Annotated in this window: 17 protein-coding genes, 1 tRNA gene, 1 rRNA gene, 1 other RNA gene, 1 pseudogene and 1 other annotated feature; of the genes and pseudogenes, 15 read left to right on the top strand and 6 right to left on the bottom strand. The window is 40.3% G+C overall.

Translation table 11 applies throughout. The features are described from left to right. Window positions 1-106 (top strand): 5S ribosomal RNA (gene rrf / locus ACLGGR_RS19135); the annotation flags it as partial. An 11-nt stretch (window positions 107-117) separates the two neighbouring features. Here the strand turns inward: rrf and ACLGGR_RS19130 are convergent. Further along, window positions 118-1,086: a YaaC family protein gene (locus ACLGGR_RS19130; RefSeq protein ID WP_410973698.1), complete on the bottom strand. Its 969-nt coding sequence runs from the start codon at window positions 1,084-1,086 to the stop codon at window positions 118-120. A gap of 121 nt (window positions 1,087-1,207) precedes the next feature. Between ACLGGR_RS19130 and guaB the strand changes: the two genes are divergently transcribed. Further along, window positions 1,208-2,674, top strand: coding sequence for an IMP dehydrogenase (gene guaB, locus ACLGGR_RS19125; protein ID WP_048240380.1), 1,467 nt, complete (start codon window positions 1,208-1,210; stop codon window positions 2,672-2,674). Window positions 2,675-2,834: 160 nt separating this feature from the next. Continuing rightward, window positions 2,835-4,160 (top strand): D-alanyl-D-alanine carboxypeptidase family protein, encoded by a 1,326-nt coding sequence (locus tag ACLGGR_RS19120; protein WP_142946845.1) that lies wholly within the window; start codon window positions 2,835-2,837, stop codon window positions 4,158-4,160. A gap of 41 nt (window positions 4,161-4,201) precedes the next feature. On the opposite strand, the gene pdxR is transcribed toward ACLGGR_RS19120, so the two are convergent. Continuing rightward, window positions 4,202-5,680 carry a MocR-like pyridoxine biosynthesis transcription factor PdxR gene (pdxR, locus tag ACLGGR_RS19115; RefSeq protein WP_410973697.1) on the bottom strand — a complete coding sequence of 493 codons (1,479 nt, stop codon included), beginning with the start codon at window positions 5,678-5,680 and terminating at the stop codon, window positions 4,202-4,204. A 245-nt stretch (window positions 5,681-5,925) separates the two neighbouring features. Here pdxR and pdxS point away from each other — a divergent pair, with 245 nt between their 5' ends. The 5 genes and pseudogenes from pdxS to ACLGGR_RS19090 all read left to right on the top strand — a co-directional run bounded on the left by pdxS (window position 5,926) and on the right by ACLGGR_RS19090 (window position 10,169). Further along, window positions 5,926-6,810 (top strand): pyridoxal 5'-phosphate synthase lyase subunit PdxS, encoded by an 885-nt coding sequence (gene pdxS, locus ACLGGR_RS19110; protein WP_039175840.1) that lies wholly within the window; start codon window positions 5,926-5,928, stop codon window positions 6,808-6,810. Between the two features lie 20 nt (window positions 6,811-6,830). Further along, on the top strand, window positions 6,831-7,421 hold the full coding sequence (gene pdxT / locus ACLGGR_RS19105; RefSeq protein WP_410973696.1) for a pyridoxal 5'-phosphate synthase glutaminase subunit PdxT: 591 nt from the start codon (window positions 6,831-6,833) through the stop codon (window positions 7,419-7,421). Window positions 7,422-7,474: 53 nt separating this feature from the next. Beyond that, window positions 7,475-7,691: a binding site (T-box leader), on the top strand. A gap of 49 nt (window positions 7,692-7,740) precedes the next feature. After that, window positions 7,741-9,015, top strand: coding sequence for a serine--tRNA ligase (serS, locus tag ACLGGR_RS19100; protein WP_142946834.1), 1,275 nt, complete (start codon window positions 7,741-7,743; stop codon window positions 9,013-9,015). A 596-nt stretch (window positions 9,016-9,611) separates the two neighbouring features. Continuing rightward, window positions 9,612-9,947: pseudogene (locus ACLGGR_RS19095) on the top strand (methyl-accepting chemotaxis protein); the annotation flags it as partial. A 129-nt stretch (window positions 9,948-10,076) separates the two neighbouring features. After that, window positions 10,077-10,169, top strand: a tRNA-Ser gene (locus ACLGGR_RS19090). Window positions 10,170-10,258: 89 nt separating this feature from the next. On the opposite strand, the gene ACLGGR_RS19085 is transcribed toward ACLGGR_RS19090, so the two are convergent. The 4 genes from ACLGGR_RS19085 to ACLGGR_RS19070 all read right to left on the bottom strand — a co-directional run bounded on the left by ACLGGR_RS19085 (window position 10,259) and on the right by ACLGGR_RS19070 (window position 13,525). Continuing rightward, the gene (locus ACLGGR_RS19085) at window positions 10,259-10,918 is read right to left on the bottom strand and encodes a deoxynucleoside kinase (protein WP_142946832.1); all 660 of its coding nucleotides are present in this window, start codon (window positions 10,916-10,918) and stop codon (window positions 10,259-10,261) included. Then, window positions 10,915-11,538, bottom strand: coding sequence for a deoxynucleoside kinase (locus ACLGGR_RS19080; RefSeq protein WP_410973695.1), 624 nt, complete (start codon window positions 11,536-11,538; stop codon window positions 10,915-10,917). Before ACLGGR_RS19080 ends, ACLGGR_RS19085 begins: the two co-directional genes overlap by 4 nt. Before the next feature lie 85 nt (window positions 11,539-11,623). Beyond that, window positions 11,624-12,871: a glycoside hydrolase family 18 protein gene (locus ACLGGR_RS19075; protein WP_410973699.1), complete on the bottom strand. Its 1,248-nt coding sequence runs from the start codon at window positions 12,869-12,871 to the stop codon at window positions 11,624-11,626. A 99-nt stretch (window positions 12,872-12,970) separates the two neighbouring features. After that, on the bottom strand, window positions 12,971-13,525 hold the full coding sequence (locus ACLGGR_RS19070; RefSeq protein ID WP_410973694.1) for a cysteine hydrolase family protein: 555 nt from the start codon (window positions 13,523-13,525) through the stop codon (window positions 12,971-12,973). A 79-nt stretch (window positions 13,526-13,604) separates the two neighbouring features. Between ACLGGR_RS19070 and tadA the strand changes: the two genes are divergently transcribed. The 7 genes from tadA to ACLGGR_RS19035 all read left to right on the top strand — a co-directional run bounded on the left by tadA (window position 13,605) and on the right by ACLGGR_RS19035 (window position 18,000). Next, window positions 13,605-14,081 (top strand): tRNA adenosine(34) deaminase TadA, encoded by a 477-nt coding sequence (tadA, locus tag ACLGGR_RS19065; protein WP_251217159.1) that lies wholly within the window; start codon window positions 13,605-13,607, stop codon window positions 14,079-14,081. Window positions 14,082-14,157: 76 nt separating this feature from the next. Beyond that, window positions 14,158-14,422: signal recognition particle sRNA large type (ffs, locus tag ACLGGR_RS19060), an RNA gene on the top strand. 330 nt (window positions 14,423-14,752) lie between these two features. Continuing rightward, entirely contained in the window at window positions 14,753-16,465 is a 1,713-nt protein-coding gene (gene dnaX / locus ACLGGR_RS19055) for a DNA polymerase III subunit gamma/tau (protein ID WP_410973693.1), read from the top strand. Between the two features lie 26 nt (window positions 16,466-16,491). Continuing rightward, window positions 16,492-16,815 carry a YbaB/EbfC family nucleoid-associated protein gene (locus ACLGGR_RS19050; RefSeq protein ID WP_008342011.1) on the top strand — a complete coding sequence of 108 codons (324 nt, stop codon included), beginning with the start codon at window positions 16,492-16,494 and terminating at the stop codon, window positions 16,813-16,815. A 15-nt stretch (window positions 16,816-16,830) separates the two neighbouring features. Next, window positions 16,831-17,427: a recombination protein RecR gene (gene recR / locus ACLGGR_RS19045; RefSeq protein WP_003218094.1), complete on the top strand. Its 597-nt coding sequence runs from the start codon at window positions 16,831-16,833 to the stop codon at window positions 17,425-17,427. 18 nt (window positions 17,428-17,445) lie between these two features. Beyond that, window positions 17,446-17,670, top strand: a complete 225-nt coding sequence (locus tag ACLGGR_RS19040; protein ID WP_410973692.1) for a YaaL family protein — start codon at window positions 17,446-17,448, stop codon at window positions 17,668-17,670. A gap of 66 nt (window positions 17,671-17,736) precedes the next feature. Beyond that, window positions 17,737-18,000 (top strand): pro-sigmaK processing inhibitor BofA family protein, encoded by a 264-nt coding sequence (locus ACLGGR_RS19035; RefSeq protein WP_142946827.1) that lies wholly within the window; start codon window positions 17,737-17,739, stop codon window positions 17,998-18,000. Window positions 18,001-18,282: the final 282 nt, after the last annotated feature.

Here is an 18,282-nt window from a genome sequence, read left to right as displayed (position 1 = left end):
ATAGCGAAGAGGTCACACCCGTTCCCATACCGAACACGGAAGTTAAGCTCTTCAGCGCCGATGGTAGTTGGGGGTTTCCCCCTGTGAGAGTAGGACGCCGCCAAGCTTCTATAAGGATCAGTTCCATACGGAACTGGTCTTTTTTGTTTTTTCTTCTAACAGCATCATGATGTATGCTGGGAACTTCTCTTCTGCAATCTCCATGTAGCGTTCAATCATGACGTAATCATCGCTAATGTATTGAGACAGCAGCTCGTACCACCATTCTGTTTCGTAGCGGGCAATCATACTAAGGTTATACATCAATAAGTAATGGCTGATGATCTCAGGAATCCCTAGAAAAGCATCTCGTGTTGACGGTATAAACCATTGATCCATTTCTAAATCATAATGAAGATGAGTAGCAAGTGCTGGGTTTTCTTCAAGAAATACATCAAACGTCAATTTTTTAGCCTCTCTCTGTTTGAGTTTCCAACTTGTATGGAACTCAAAGTATTCAATAAACCGTTCAGCAGACATGTTATAAAGTAATGGAATATGATCTTGAATCATCATTCCGTTAGCCTTTTCCACTTTAACTAATGTCGATGGCTGCTTTTGAAACTCAAGAACATGACTCATTTCAGGTATTTTTGACAGGAGATGGATCATCGTAAAACGCTCATCTTCAAGACCATTTAAATGAAATAGATGCTTTAACACATGCATACATAGCCCATTTCTTTGGATTTTCACCTCATCTTCACTAAAACGGTAATGCTGTTTTTTTCTCTTTCTCGATGTTACGCCATGAGCTAAAACTGAGGTTTGAGAAGGATAATGGGGATCAACTGTCAGCAAACATGCTTTTAACAGCTGCGCCATTCCATAAAATAACAAAATGGGTTTAAGTTCTAGAGGCGCGATCGCTGCCTGTTCATAGAATGTATGGCCATGTTTTAGAAAGTAAATAAATCGTTCACAGTTTTTATAGGCTTGCTGGTTTGCATCTTGAATGTTCCGTTTCTCATATTGTTGAAATAGAAACTTTTGGGAGGTTTCGAGCGAATAAAAACGTTTTAAATCCTTCCATCCTGAACTTTTCATCTTCTTCCTCAACTCTCTTTATATTTTCTAAAAATTGCAACTGTTTGTTGCTTCCTTGACATGCTGTTTCCTAGTTGATAATCTACATATAATATTTTGCCGAAAAGAGGGGGATTTACTAATGTGGGAAAGTAAATTTTCAAAAGAAGGTTTGACGTTTGACGATGTTTTGCTTGTTCCAGCAAAGTCTGAAGTACTTCCGCGTGATGTCAATTTATCAGTGGAGCTAACAAGCACATTAAAGCTAAACATTCCAATTATCAGTGCGGGAATGGACACAGTGACGGAATCACAAATGGCGATTGCAATGGCACGTCAAGGTGGTCTTGGTATTATTCATAAGAACATGTCCATTGAACAGCAAGCAGAGCAGGTGGATAAAGTAAAACGCTCAGAGCGCGGCGTTATTACAAATCCATTCTTCTTAACACCAGAGCATCAAGTATTTGATGCAGAGCATTTAATGGGTAAATACCGTATTTCAGGTGTGCCGATTGTCAACAACGAACAAGACCAAAAGCTTGTTGGTATTATTACGAACCGTGACCTTCGTTTTATTTCGGATTATTCAATGAAGATTAGCGACGTGATGACAAAAGAGGAACTTGTGACAGCTTCTGTTGGTACAACGTTAGAAGAAGCTGAAAAAATCCTACAGCAATACAAGATTGAAAAATTACCTCTTTTAGATGACGAAGGAACGTTAAAAGGTCTCATCACAATCAAAGATATTGAAAAAGTGATTGAATTCCCTAACTCCTCTAAAGATGCACATGGCCGTTTAATTGTTGGTGCCGCTGTTGGTGTCACTGGCGATACAATGACACGTGTGAAAAAATTAGTTGAAGCCAATGTGGATGTCATTGTCATTGATACAGCACACGGTCATTCTCAAGGTGTTCTAAACACTGTATCGAAAATTCGTGAAACGTATCCTTCTCTTAACATCATTGCTGGTAATGTTGCAACAGCTGAAGCAACAAAAGCATTGTTTGAAGCAGGAGCAGATATTGTGAAAGTCGGTATCGGACCAGGATCTATTTGTACAACACGTGTTGTTGCAGGTGTTGGTGTACCACAAATCACAGCGATCTATGACTGTGCAACAGAAGCAAGAAAACATGGTAAAGCTATTATTGCAGATGGTGGAATTAAATATTCAGGTGATATCGTAAAAGCTCTAGCATCTGGTGGACATGCTGTAATGCTTGGAAGCCTTCTAGCTGGTACATCTGAAAGCCCAGGAGACACAGAAATTTTCCAAGGTAGACGCTTCAAAGTTTATCGTGGTATGGGTTCTGTCGCTGCTATGGAAAAAGGAAGTAAAGATCGTTACTTCCAAGAAGATAATAAAAAATTCGTTCCTGAAGGTATTGAAGGCCGTACACCATACAAAGGGCCAGTCGTCGATACAGTGTATCAACTAGTTGGCGGTATTCGTTCTGGTATGGGCTATTGTGGAACACAGGATTTACGCACTCTTAGAGAAGAAGCACAGTTCATTCGGATGACAGGTGCAGGACTTCGTGAGAGCCATCCACATGATGTACAAATTACAAAAGAATCACCAAACTACACAATTTCTTGATAAATTGTGACAATCAAATTACATTTGACAGGGTCTATGACTCTGTCTATTTTTTTTGTCTTTATTGTGATAAAATTTATACTGTTGTGTTGAAACAAGCCCTTGTGGATTACATATATATGAAAAACGTCGAAAAAAGATGAATACGGAGGTATGACGATTGAACAGCAAGATGTTGAAACAGCTTATGGTCTCTATCCTTGCATTGGCATTGATTGTTACAGCATTTACACCAATGTCCAAAGCAAAAGCGGCTGAAGATCCATTCAGTGTGAATGCGAAAGCAGCGATCCTTATTGAAGCTTCTACAGGTAAAATTCTTTATAGTAAAAACGCAGATCAAAGACTGCCTATTGCAAGTATGGCAAAAATGATGACAGAGTATCTATTACTAGAGGCGATTGCTGAAGGCAAAGTGAAATGGGATCAAACGTATACGCCAGATGATTATGTATACGAAATTTCTCAGGACCGCAGTTTATCTAACGTTCCTTTGAGAAAAGACGGCTCGTATACAGTAAAAGAACTTTATCAAGCAACGGCTATTTATTCAGCAAATGCAGCAGCGATTGGTTTAGCAGAAGTGATCGCTGGATCAGAATCGAAATTTGTTGAAAAAATGAACGCAAAAGCGAAAGAACTTGGTTTAACAAACTACAAATTCGTGAATGCAACTGGACTGGAAAATAAAGATTTACATGGCCAACAGCCAAAAGGTACAGGTCCTGATGAAGAAAGTGAAGTATCTGCAAAAGATATGGCATTGCTAGCACAGCATCTCATCAAAGACCATCCAGAAATTCTTGAAACAGCAAGTATTGCGAAAACAAAGTTCAGAGAAGGCACTGACGATGAAATGGACATGCCTAACTGGAACTTCATGCTTAAAGGACTTGTGAAGGAATATAAAGGTGTAGATGGTCTGAAAACAGGATCTACAGATTCAGCCGGTTCTAGCTTCACAGGTACAGCAAAACAAGGAGACATGCGTGTCATCGCAGTCATCTTGAATGCAAAAGGTAATCTTCATACAGCACGTTTCGACGTGGCGAAAAAACTGTTCGACTATGCGTTTAAAAACTTCACGATGAAAGAAATGTACAAAAAAGGTCAACAAATCAAAGGACATGAAAACATCGAAGTTGATAAAGGCAAAGATAAAGAAGTACCTGTTGTGACGAAAGAAGCATTTTCTGTGCCAGTAAAAAATGGTGACGAAAAGAGCTATAAAGCAAAAGTAAATATCGATAAAAAGAACCTAGAAGCTCCTATTAAAAAAGGAACAAAGGTTGGAACGCTGACGACTTCTTATTCTGGTGATGAGAAGGACTACGGCTATTTAAATAAAGACCAATCAGGTGTTGAGCTTGTGACGAAAACAGGCGATGAAAAAGCAAACTGGTTCATCCTTGCAATGCGCGGTGTAGGTGGATTCTTCGCTGGCATTTGGGGCGGAATCGTTGACACAGTAAAAGGTTGGTTCTAATAAAAAAACTGCTCTCTATACATGAGAGCAGTTTTTTATCGTTAAAAGAAGAGTGATTGCTTCTGATTTTGAGGAGTAGACAAGGCTTGCTGAAAAATATCACATAACTTTTCCACGCCCTCGGTTAGTGCTTTTTCATTCACATAGGAAAAGCTGAGGCGGATGTAATTCTGTTTCGGCTCTCCAGGATAGCAGACAGAGCCAGGCAAAAAGGTAATTTGCTGCTTACGTGCCTCATGCAACAGTGCTCGTGTATCGACCCAGGAAGGGAAGCTAAGCCATAAATTGAGCCCCCCCTGTGGAATTTGCCACGTTACATCTTTCGGTGCATGCTTCGTTAACAAATTCATCATTAAATCGCGTCTCACTTTCAAGGCGGTTCTTAGCTTCTTCGTATGATCAATCATTTTCTTCGATGTCAGAAACGGCAATATGGCCTTTTGTGTGAGGAGAGGGCTGCCTAAGTCATTATTGGCCTTTGCAGCTAATAAACGGTTAAATATCGAGCCTGACGCTGTGATAATCCCTATTCTGCATCCTGGAGCCAGTGTTTTACTTAATCCTCGTAAATAAATGACATGTCCATCATGGTCCAAGCTTTTAATAGGTGCTGGCGGCTTCTTTTCAAAATAAAGCTCACGGTAAGGGTCATCTTCTACAATGAGACAATCAATGCTTTGAGCCAGTAGGAGAAGCTGTTTTCTACGCTTCATCGACATACTGGCCCCTGTTGGACTGTGGAAAGTAGGAATCGTATAGATGAGCTTCGGTTTATATTTATCACAAATGCTTTGAAGCTGCTTCATGTTCATTCCTTCATGATCGACAGGAACGGTAATGATTCTTGCTCCTCTGCCCATAAAGACATCAATGGCCCCTGGGTAGGTTGGTGCTTCCATGACAACCACATCATCCGGCCCAATAAACGTACGTGCCACCAAATCAAGCCCTTGCTGAGAACCACTTGTTACAAGAATATTTTCAGGTGTAGATGGCACATCCAACTTTTCTAAAAAGGACTGAATAACTTGTCGCAGCTGAAGATCACCTTGTATTTCACCATACTTCGACATGATTTGAGGATGTCTGGCTAGTACATGCTGCATTTCTTTTTCTAAATACCGGTTTGGCAAAAGCCCTGGATCGATCATAGAGGAAGAAAGGTTAATGGCTTCTTCGACATAGTGATACTGGGCGAATTGAGACCGTGGTAAATAATCTGGAATCGACAACTGCCAATCGAAAGAGGTAGATGATGGGACCGGGATATCTGCCTGCTCTTGCTGCTCATTCACAAAAGTTCCTTTACCTTGCACCGTTGTTAAATATCCGTCGTCCTTTAATCGGGTGTATGCCTTTGCTGCCGTGACAAGGCTCACATTCAGCTGCTTAGCTATATCACGGACAGTCGGCAGCTTTTCTCCTTGCTGAAGCAACCCCGATTGAATGTGATCGATAATTGAAAAGTAAATTTGATTTGAAAGAGATGTATCAGAGTGTCGATGGATATCAATATGCATGAAACCCCTCCATAGAATGCAAATTGTTATACATGAATTTTAATTGTTATAGTTGTATTATAGCATGTAAATCACACTTGAAAGAGAAAACGACATGTTTTTAGCTGGAAATCCTTTGTGTGCAAGGGTTTATCCTTATTTTTCGGTTCATTGAATTGTTATACTATTCTCTTTATTGTTATACTTTCTCGCTTGTATGATAAAGATGTTGAATCAATCGAATAGACAAATGGGAGGAAACTATTGTGAGCAATAAGGGAACTGAACGAGTGAAACGTGGAATGGCAGAAATGCAAAAGGGTGGCGTCATTATGGATGTCGTCAATGCGGAGCAGGCAAAAATTGCAGAAGAAGCAGGTGCGGTGGCTGTCATGGCACTAGAACGAGTACCAGCTGATATCCGTGCAGCAGGCGGTGTTGCCCGTATGGCAGACCCAAGAATCGTAGAGGAAGTACAAAATGCAGTAACGATTCCAGTCATGGCAAAAGCACGTATCGGCCACATCGTCGAGGCTCGTGTTCTTGAAGCACTTGGTGTTGATTATATCGATGAGAGTGAAGTGCTGACGCCCGCAGATGAGGAATTCCATTTAAATAAAAATGAATACACAGTACCTTTTGTCTGTGGATGCCGCGACTTAGGTGAGGCAACCCGCCGTATCGCAGAAGGCGCTTCTATGCTTCGTACAAAAGGAGAGCCTGGGACAGGCAACATTGTAGAAGCTGTTCGTCATATGAGAAAGGTCAATGCTCAAATTCGTAAAGTATCAGCCATGAGTGAAGATGAACTGATGACAGAAGCCAAGAATCTTGGCGCGCCTTATGAATTATTGCTGCAAATCAAAAGAGACGGCAAGCTGCCAGTTGTGAACTTTGCAGCAGGAGGCGTTGCAACACCAGCAGATGCTGCGTTAATGATGCAGCTTGGAGCAGACGGTGTATTTGTCGGATCTGGTATTTTCAAATCAGACAATCCAGCGAAATTTGCAAAAGCGATTGTTGAAGCAACAACTCATTACACTGATTACCGTCTCATTGCAGAACTTTCAAAAGAGCTTGGAACAGCTATGAAAGGAATTGAAATTTCAAATCTACTGCCAGAAGAACGTATGCAAGAGCGTGGCTGGTAATTAAGGGAGCGCAAACGAACATGCTGACAATTGGTGTACTAGGGCTTCAAGGAGCCGTGAGAGAGCATATTCAATCGATTGAAGCCTGCGGCGCAGAAGGAAAGATCATCAAACGCGTAGAAGAGCTAGAATCCATTGACGGTTTGATTATCCCTGGTGGAGAAAGTACGACCATGAGAAGACTTATGGATACGTACCAATTCATTGACCCGATCAAAGCGTTCGCTGCTCAAGGGAAACCGATTTTCGGGACATGTGCCGGTTTGATTATGCTGGCAAAGCATATCGAAGATCGAGAAGATGCTCATCTTGGACTGTTAAATGTATCTGTTGCACGGAATTCTTTTGGCAGACAGGTAGACAGCTTTGAAGCAGATTTAGAAGTAAAAGGACTGGATGCGCCGTTTACAGGGGTATTCATCCGTGCGCCTCATATCATCAGCGCAGATGATGACGTAGAAATCATGGCTGAATATGATGGCAGGATTGTGATGGCGAAAGAAAACAATATCTTAGGCTGCTCCTTTCATCCAGAGCTGACAGACGATCACCGGTTAACACAGCTGTTTGTAGACATGGTGAAGTCCTACAAAACGAAGCTTGCTGTATAAAACGGTTGAAAAGAGATAAAACTTATAGTACATTAAAATCACAATCAAAGATCGAAAAAGCGTTGACGGGAAATAGTAAGAAGCCCCTCTTTCTCAGAGAGCCGATGGTTGGTGAGAATCGGTGAAAGATGCATTCTGAATCCATCCTTGAGCGAAATGCTGAAACAAGAGAAGTAAGCATTTACGGTGATACCGTTACAGAGGAAAGAGGAAAGCATGCCTTTGCATGTTTTCAATCAGGGTGGCAACGCGAGAGCTCTCGTCCCTTTCATGGGATGAGGGCTCTTTTTATTTTTCGATAAAAAAAGGAGTGTTACACATGCTGGATATTAAACAACTGCGCACGGACTTTGATCAAATCAAAGAAAAATTAGCACACCGAGGCGAAGATTTAGCGGATTTTGATAAGTTTGGTGAGCTAGATCAAAAAAGAAGAGAATTAATCGGGAAAACAGAAGAATTAAAGAGCCGAAGAAATGAAGTATCACAGCAAGTGGCCGTTCTAAAAAGAGAAAAGAAAGACGCCGATCACATTATACAAGAAATGCGTGAGGTAGGAGATGAGATCAAGAAGCTGGACGATGAGCTAAGAACAGTAGAAGAAAGCCTGCAGCACATTCTATTCTCAATTCCAAATATCCCTCATGACTCTGTACCAGTTGGTGAAACAGAAGACGACAACGTGGAAGTGAGAAAATGGGGCGAACAGCCAGCCTTCTCATTTGAGCCAAAACCACATTGGGACGTAGCTGATGAGCTAAAAATCCTCGATTTTGAACGTGCAGGAAAAGTGACAGGAAGCCGTTTCGTTTTTTATAAAGGGCTTGGCGCCCGCTTAGAGCGTGCATTGTATAACTTTATGCTTGATTTACATGTGGATGAGTTTGGTTTTACTGAAGTGCTTCCACCTTATATGGTCAACAGAGCAAGCATGACAGGAACTGGGCAGCTTCCAAAATTCGAAGAGGATGCCTTTAAAATTCGTGAAGAAGATTACTTCCTCATTCCAACAGCTGAAGTACCGATTACCAACATGCATCGTGACGAAATCCTTGAAGGTGAACAGCTGCCAATCAACTATGCAGCATTCAGTGCCTGCTTTAGATCAGAAGCTGGATCTGCCGGAAGAGATACACGCGGACTCATCCGTCAGCATCAATTTAACAAGGTAGAGCTCGTGAAATTTGTCAGACCAGAAGATTCTTATGAAGAATTAGAGAAACTAACAAATCAAGCAGAAAAAGTTCTTCAGTTATTGAACCTGCCATACCGTGTCATGAGCATGTGTACGGGAGATTTAGGCTTCACAGCTGCGAAGAAATACGATATCGAAGTGTGGATTCCGAGCCAGAATACGTACCGTGAAATTTCTTCTTGCAGTAACTTCGAAGCATTCCAGGCAAGACGTGCAAACATTCGTTTCCGTCCAGAGCCTAAAGCGAAGCCAGAACATGTCCACACATTAAATGGATCTGGATTAGCGGTAGGAAGAACTGTAGCGGCTATTTTAGAAAACTATCAACAAGAGGACGGCACAGTGATCATTCCTGAAGTACTTCGTCCTTACATGGGAAATAAAGAAGTGATAAAATAAGATGCCGCCAAGGCATCTTATTCTTTTTACCTATACTTCTACAGTTTTTCTAAAATAAGCCGATAATAATACTGAAATCTTCTAGGAAAGAAGGAATAATCTTGAATAGGCTTGACTATTATGTTGAAATGGCTCAGTTAATCAGAAAAGTTCTAGATGAAAGTATCCTTTTCGGCATTACTGATACAGAGAAGGTACTTTGTTATTATCCATCAACCACAGTAGATTTTGGCACTAAAGTAGGAGACGCTTTGAATCCAGATGACCCAAACATGATGGCGACATTAAGAGGACAAGAATATGACGGTCATTTACCAGAGCATTTATATGGTTATGAAATTGCTGTAAAAGGTTATCCGATTTTTGATGAAGATAGAAAAGTGGTTGGCTCTTTTTTAGTGGCATTTTCACATCATCGTGAAAAGAAATTAAGCGGTTATATGGAGCAAATCAATAAAGTAGCGAAAGAACTCCAAGGTGGAATTGAGCAAATTGCAGCACATTCACAAGAGCTGGCGGCCACAAGTTTAGAAATAAGCGAACAGGCAGGAAGAGCGGAAGAGAAATCTGCAAATATTGAAGAAGTCGTCAAAACCATTGGCGGAATCGCTAGACAAACAAATCTGCTAGGTTTAAATGCTGCAATTGAAGCCGCAAGAGCAGGTGAGAACGGAAAAGGGTTTGCTGTCGTGGCTGATGAAGTTCGCAAATTATCAGATGGCTCGAAGGAAGCGGCTGAAACCATTAATACATTTTTAAAAGAAATCCAAGACAGCATTGGCACTTTGTCTGAAAACATCTCACAAATCAGCAGCTCAACAAATGAACAAGCCAAACAAGTGACAGATTTTACGAAGATTATCGAATCATTAAATGAGTTTAAAATAGAGATGAATCAGTTTATTGAAGAAATTAGACAGGATACGAAATAGATCAAGAGCAGCTGTCAAAGGCTGCTTTTTTATAGGCAAATCTTCATGCCGATATCACATATTGAAATTTTTTTCGAAAAGATGTTGACTTCAATTAAAATGATATGGTATATTAATTCTTGTCGATACGGAGGAATACCCAAGTCCGGCTGAAGGGATCGGTCTTGAAAACCGACAGGGGTGTCAAAGCCCGCGGGGGTTCGAATCCCTCTTCCTCCGCCATATTGATTTTTTACCTTAGTTGAATTGAACGCAAGCATAAAAATTGGAAATTGTCAAACCGCTGCATTTCGCGAATGCAGCGGTTTTTTTTATTTTGTTTTAGAGCGATTTTTTTGAATAACAGAAGCGATTTCATGAAGAATGGGATCAAGTGAGCTTTCATCATGAAGTAAGTCGTAATCTTCAATATTAATTTTAATCACTGGGCATAAATCAAATTGTTCGATCCATTCCGTGTATCGAGTGTACATTTCTTCCCAATAAGCCCGGTCAGTTTGAGTTTCCATCTCTCTGCCGCGTTCTTCAATACGATGTAAAATATGATCTAAATTCCCGTGCAGATAGATGAGAACATCAGGGTGAGGGAAGTAAGGCGTCATCACCATCGCCTCAAATAAGCTTGTATACGTTTCATAATCGACCTCAGACATCGTACCTTTATCCGCATGCATTTTTGCAAAAATGCCAGTGTCCTCATAAATTGAACGATCTTGTACATATCCTCCGCCAGATTCAAAAATCCGCTTTTGCTCCTTAAAACGCTCAGCTAGGAAATACACCTGTAAGTGGAAGCTCCATCTTTGGAAATCTGAATAAAAAGGCTCTAAATATGGGTTATCATCTACTTTTTCAAGAGAGGTTTGAAACCCTAGCTTGTCCGCTATTGTTTTGGTCATAGTTGATTTGCCGACACCGACAGTCCCGGCAATTGTGATGACTGCGTCCTTTGGTATTTCGATATTGTTCATAGCACTTGCTCCTTTATGTTCTGTACAATTTGCTGGTAATCTTGCTGTGAGGAAACGAAGTCTGTATGATCTCCTTCAATTGTAATGATAGGAAGCCCTGGCTCAGTCTGTTTTAAATGTTCAATGGCCAGCTCATAATCTTCAATGAGTGTTTTTAAATAAGCTGGGTTAATGTCTTCTTCAAAAGAGCGTCCTCTCATCTGTATTCTTTCAAGTAAGGTGGGAAGGCTGGCTTTTATATAAATCATGGCATTTGGTTTAGGAAGATCATCTGTTAGCAGGTGATAGATCTTTCTGTATTTATCCATGTGCTTTTTTGATAATGTTCTTTCAGCAAATATCATATTTTTATAGACATGATAATCAGTGACAATCGGCTGCTGTTTATTCACATAGTTTTCTTCAATTGATTCTAACTGTTTGAACCGATTGCATAAAAAGAACATCTCAAGCTGAAAGCTCCATTGTTCCATATCTTCATAAAATTTATCTAAGAATGGATTTTCTTCTACAATCTCTTTTACTAAAGGAAATTGAAATTCCTTCGCAAGCATTGTAGCCAAAGTTGTTTTTCCGGCTCCAATTGGGCCTTCCACTGCAATAAAAGGGGCAGGATACATAGGCGTTCTCCTCTATCTATAAAGTTAAAGTTATCAAACCAATGTATATTGTACCATACCCCTTCTAATAGATAGAGTGAATGGATTACGATGTCGTTCTTTTTTCAATATTAAATTGATCTGATAATAAGAGCCAATTTTGTGGGAAAGATAGACCTAATTTCCAATAAGCAATTCCGTTCAATTTTAGCTCTTTGATGAGGTTGAATTTTGCTTGAATCGATCTAGCGTCTTCGAACCAGACCTCATGCTCTTTGTTGTTGGCATCTGTATAACGAAAATGAGGTGCTTGTGCTGTTTCGTCGTATAGGATAGAGACATTGTGCTCTCTAGCAAGTGCAATTGCTTGTTGGGGACTGACAGCTTTGGCGATGGGGCCGCCCTGGACGAAAGGAAGTGTCCAATCATAGCCATATAAATTCTGTCCCATTACAATTTTATTGGCTGGTATGACAGTCAGTGCATATTCAATGACTTGGCGGACAGGCCCAATTGGAGAGACAGCTTGTGCAGGTCCGCCGCTGTACCCCCATTCATAGGTCATCAACACAACATGATCGACGATCTTACCGATCGCTTCATAGTCATGGGCTTCATACCATTTGCCCTTTTGCTGGCTACTTGTTTTTGGCGCCAGTGCAACAGATATTGTCCATCCTTCTTGATGGAAGCGGGCTGTTGCCTCTCTTAAAAATTGAATATAAGCATCTTTATCAGTAGGGCGTAAATATTCAAAATCAAAATGGATTTCCTTGAAGTGATACTTTTTGGCAACACGAACAATTTCATTTAAAAATGCCGTTTTGACAGATTGGTTAGTTAAAAGAATACGCCCAAGTTCATCACTGAATTTTTCATTCTCTAGATTTGTCACCACCATGGTTAATACAGTCCTGTTCTGAGCGGCAATCTGGGGTAGTTGGTCTAACGGTGGTTCTCGCAGTGTTCCATCTCTTTGTGTTTGAAAACTAAAGACGTCTAAATGGGTTAAGTATGGGGATGCCTCTCTAGCTGCCTGCTTTAAGTTTTCACTGACTTGATTTCCACGTGGTTCAATATAAGCATTGGAATTAATGTTCCTTTTCGGCCTTTGTGGAATATAGAGCAAGAAACGAATAGGTAGTATTGCTTCAGGTCGAATTCTGTTCACACGTGCCAATTCTTCTACTGAGATTTGAAACCGTCTTCCAATTTGATATAGTGTGTCATTTTGTTTGACCTCATAAAATTGACCTCTAATTGGAATGACAATTGTTTGTCCAATGACGAGTTGATTTGGTGTTTCGATTTCGTTAGTACGGATGATTTCATTAACTGTTGTTTTAAAACGCATGGCAATGTCGTTTAAAGTATCTCCTCTTTTGACAACATAGATTTGAATAGTCAACGCCCCCTTTGTTATTGCTAACAATTTATGAGGGTTATGGCTAAATCATGTTTGATTTTCATTCGTGATCTCCTTAGCGGTGGTGATTTTTGCTAGAAGAACGTTCTCCATCATCGTTAAAGCGTAGTCGTTATCTCTGTCGTCGTTTGAAGCGATACAATCTTTAGGTACAATTAGATTGTATTCTCGCATGTATGCGTCATTTGCAGTGAACAAAACGCAAATGTTTCCGGCAATTCCAGTTAGAATAATGTCCTCGACACCTAATTCATTTAAGAGTGTCTCTAGTGCAGTACCGTAGAATGCAGAATGCTTTGGTTTAATTAAGAAGTAATTATCTTTAGATGGTGCCATTTTCTCTAAAATAGGAGCGCTTCTTTCGTTTTTGCATGTTTCCAGAACAGCTTGGATATCAGCCTTCCAAAGTCCATAGTGATCGTTGATATAAATGATTGGCCAATTTTTCTTGAAAGCATGTTGTTTAAGAGCTAAAATTTTATTGGTCATTTGCTCTGTTTTTTCAGCAAGCACATGACCCATTTCAAAATCAAAATTATTAATCATGTCGATAATAAGCAGCGCCTTTTGGTGCTTTGACAAAATAAGACCCCCTTTAAAAGATTGTGATAATATGTTAACCTCAATTTCCTTTTAAAAAACATGAAAAGAGAGCCGTGCCATGACGAAAGATGAACAGTTTATGCAAGAAGCCATTTCTGAAGCCTTAAAAGCAGAACAAATAGGAGAAGTGCCGATCGGTGCCATCATTGTTGTTGATGATCAAATTGTGAGTCGTGCTCATAATTTAAGGGAAAGTGAGCAGCGTTCAATTGCACATGCAGAATTACTTGCCATTGATGAAGCGTGTAAAGCGGCTGGGAGCTGGCGTTTAGAAGATGCTGTGCTTTACGTTACGCTTGAGCCATGCCCAATGTGTGCAGGTGCTATTGTTCTTTCTAGAGTGAAAAAGGTCGTTTTTGGTGCATACGATCCAAAAGGTGGATGCGCAGGTACTTTAATGAATTTACTGGATGATGAACGGTTTAATCATCAGTCTGAGGTCATCGGTGGTGTACTTGAAAATGAGTGTGGTGAGCTGTTAAGTCAGTTCTTTCGAAATCTCCGTCAGCGAAAGAAACAAGCCAAAAGTAAATGAATGGGTGTCGTTTGCAATTTGAGCTATAAAAAGGTATACTTATGTCTGCGTCACTAACAATTTAATATTCATTTTGCCGTGCTAAGCGGGGAGGTAGCGGTGCCCTGTACTCGCAATCCGCTCTAGCGAGGCCGAATCCCTTCTCGAGGTTCGTTTACTTCAAGGTCTGCCTTAAATAAGTGGTGTTGACGTCTGGGTCCTGCGCAATGGGAATTCATGAACCATGTCAGGTCCGGAAGGAAGCAGCATTAAGTGAAACCTCTCATGTGCCGCAGGGTTGCCTGGGCCGAGCTAACTGTTTAAGTAACGCTTGGGGTAGCGAATCGACAGAAGGTGCACGGTAAATCAATATTAAATGTAACTCATCTAGTTTATCTAGGTGAGTTTTTTGTTGCTGTTCAAAGAATAGCTCAACTGCTTTGGTTATACAAATAGATAAAAAGTCTTTTTGGCGCCATTTGCTTTTTTCATTAATCACAACAGGAACTGGCGTTCTACTTTGGGGCCCAGGCCTTTTCACAAAGCTAGAAAATACGTTTTTAATGCATGGAAAGTAGAAAATCTATAGTTGAAATCATCTTTTTGGCATATTAGAAAATAAAGGTGTGCTTTTGAATTGATCGGTGCATCATGTATAATGAAAAGGATGATAAATGGAGGAGGGCGTATTTGTGAGTTATCAAGCTTTATATCGAGTGTTCAGACCTCAAGTTTTTGAGGATGTTGTTGGACAAGAACACATCACAAAAACGTTGCAAAATGCCCTTTTGCAGAAAAAGTTTTCTCATGCTTACTTATTTTCAGGTCCTAGAGGAACAGGTAAAACAAGTGCTGCCAAAATCTTTGCTAAGGCAGTGAACTGTGAAAAGTCACCTGTCAGCGAGCCGTGTAATGAATGTGATGCCTGCAAAGGGATTACAAACGGTTCAATTTCAGACGTGATTGAAATAGATGCTGCCTCAAATAACGGGGTAGATGAAATCCGGGATATACGTGATAAAGTGAAATTTGCTCCTTCGGCGGTTACATATAAGGTTTATATTATAGATGAAGTACATATGCTCTCTATCGGTGCATTTAATGCCCTCCTTAAAACGCTGGAAGAACCGCCTGCTCATTGTATCTTTATTTTGGCTACCACAGAGCCCCATAAGATTCCTCTTACCATCATATCTCGTTGTCAGCGATTTGATTTTAAACGAATCACGACCAAAGATATTGTTGGAAGAATGGAGAAAATTGTAGATGCAGAAGGCCTAAATGTACAGGAGGGCTCGCTCGAGATCATTGCTAGTGCAGCTGATGGCGGTATGCGTGATGCACTAAGTCTCTTGGATCAAGCGATCTCATTTAGTGGTGAACAATTGACAATTGATGATGCGCTGCTCATTACAGGTGCTGTATCTCAATATTTCATTAGTCAGCTTGCTGAAGCAATTTTTGATCAAAATATTGCCACAGCGTTAGATACATTAAATGAATTGCTCCAGCAGGGGAAAGATGCTGCTAAATTAATAGAGGATATGATTTTTTACTTTAGAGATATGCTGCTTTATAAAACGGCACCAGATCTCGAGGGTGTCCTTGAAAAGGTAAAGGTCGACGAAAGTTTCGTCTCGCTTTCAGATCGTGTGACACCTCAGTTTCTGTATGAAACAATTGAAGTCCTGAATAAAAGCCACCAAGAAATGAAATGGACAAATCATCCAAGGATTTTCTTTGAGGTAGCTGTTGTAAAGCTGTGTCAGTCAACAGCAGGATCGACACAAGGTCATGCCGACGCTGATTTAACAGCGCTAACAGATAAAATAAACAGGCTGGAACAGGAACTATCGAGGCTAAGAGCCGAAGGTGTACCAATGTCTCCATCTCATAGCTCTCAAGAAAAAAAGGAAGCGCCTCGACCACAAACGAGTAACAAAAATGGCTATCGTGCACCTGTCGGACGAATTCATGAGATTCTAAAAGAAGCGAAACGGCCTGAGTTAGAAAAAATTAAAGGCAAATGGGGAGAGCTCCTTGCCCAGTTGAAACAGCAGAATAAGGTGTCTCACGCTGCGTTATTAACGGACAGTGAGCCAGTTGCGGCTGCTTCGCATGCCTTTGTTTTAAAATTCAAATTTGAAATACATTGTAAAATGGTTGCTGAAGATAAAAGCGGTGTTCGGACAAATCTTGAACAACTGCTAGAGTCTATGTTAGGAAAAAGAGTGGAATTAGTTGGCGTTCCTGACGCTCAATGGGGTAAAATAAGAGAAGAATTTTTAAGAGATCATCAGCCGGATGAACAAGCAGATGGTCAGGAAACTTCTTCTGAAGAGGATCCATTGATTGCGGAAGCAAAGAAATTAGTAGGAACCGATTTAATTGAAATTAAAGATTAATAAAAATGAAAGAGAGTGGTGTTCATATGCGCGGTGGAATGGGAAATATGCAAAAAATGATGAAACAAATGCAAAAAATGCAAAAGGATATGGCGAAGGCTCAAGAAGAGCTTGCAGAAAAAGTCCTTGAAGGTACAGCTGGTGGCGGTATGGTTACTGTAAAAGTAAATGGACAAAAAGAAGTCGTTGATGTAGCAATTAATGAAGAAGTTGTTGATCCAGAAGATATCGATATGCTTCAAGATCTTGTACTTGCTGCGACAAATGATGCATTGAAAAAAGTCGATGAGCTAACGAATGAAACGATGGGTCAATTCACAAAAGGAATGAACATGCCAGGTTTATTCTAGGGGGAATAACTGAAGATGCAATATCCTGAACCAATATCAAAGCTGATTGACAGCTTTATGAAATTGCCAGGAATCGGACCGAAAACTGCGGTCCGTCTGGCTTTTTTTGTTCTTAGTATGCAGGAAGATGTCGTACTAGATTTTGCGAAGGCGCTTGTAAATGCAAAGCGTAATTTAACTTATTGTTCGGTATGCGGTCATATCACAGACCAAGATCCTTGCTATATTTGTGAAGATACAAGAAGAGATCAATCTGTTATCTGTGTAGTGCAGGATCCAAAAGATGTAATCGCAATGGAAAAAATGAAAGAATACAACGGCTTATATCATGTGCTTCATGGTGCCATTTCGCCAATGGACGGAATTGGACCCGAGGATATTAAAATTCCTGACCTATTAAAAAGATTGCAAGATGATCAAGTGACAGAGGTGATCCTTGCAACCAATCCAAACATTGAAGGAGAAGCAACAGCCATGTATATCTCCAGATTGTTGAAACCATCAGGAATTAAACTCTCTCGCATTGCTCATGGACTTCCAGTAGGCGGAGATTTAGAGTATGCGGATGAAGTCACACTGTCTAAGGCTCTAGAAGGCAGACGTGAGATGTAGGAAGGAGAAGTACGGTACATGGGTTTTCTTCGCAGAAAATCAATTCGAAAAGAATTCGATGAGAAATTAATTCAACAGCTTTTTAAGCAAAAGGAAGAATGGAACAGACAAAAAAAGCTTGTCGCAAATAGCGTTGAGCCTTCACCGGACATTCTATTCGAATTAAAGCTTGCTCAAGCGAAGTACTTTTTCTATCTGAGAGAAGCGAAAAAGAGGGATTTACGTTTAAATAACTGGAAATAGCAGGTCTATTGTACATAGTCCTCTCATATGCTTGTACTATTCATATGAAGAGGGGATGAGAGGATTATGGAACCTGTTATTGTGATCGGGTCAATTTTGCTAGCTGTGCTATTGTTGTTTATCTCAGGAGTGCAGGCGAATCCATTCAAATGGTTAGGGCTTATCGGAGTGAAGTTTGTAGCAGGCGCTCTTTTTTTATTTTGCCTCAACCTATTTGGAGAGAGTCTAGGATTACATGTCTCTATTAACCCTGTAACGAGTGGAATTAGTGGTTTATTGGGTATTCCGGGCGTAGCGGCTTTAATCGTAATTGAAAAGTTTATTATTTAATGAAAAATATTGTTGACTTTGATTCGGTAGGGTGGTAAATTAATATACGTCGCTGATGACGAAGAAACGAAAAAACATAATAACAAAAAAGTTGTTGACACTAACAACTTGGATGTGATAAGATGTTCTAGTCGCTTCTGAAGCGGTAAACAAGTTCTTTGAAAACTAAACAAGACAAAACGTACCTGTTAATTCGAGTTTTTATAAAAAAATCCTATGATACTTCATAGGTAGTCAGTCAAACTGGCGAAAAGCAAAACTTCGGTTTTGTACTTTTTCGGA

This window comes from Bacillus sp. BD48, assembly GCF_046566805.1.
Classification (GTDB): Bacteria; Bacillota; Bacilli; order Bacillales; family Bacillaceae; genus Bacillus; species Bacillus safensis.
This window is presented reverse-complemented; position numbering and strand designations above follow the sequence as displayed.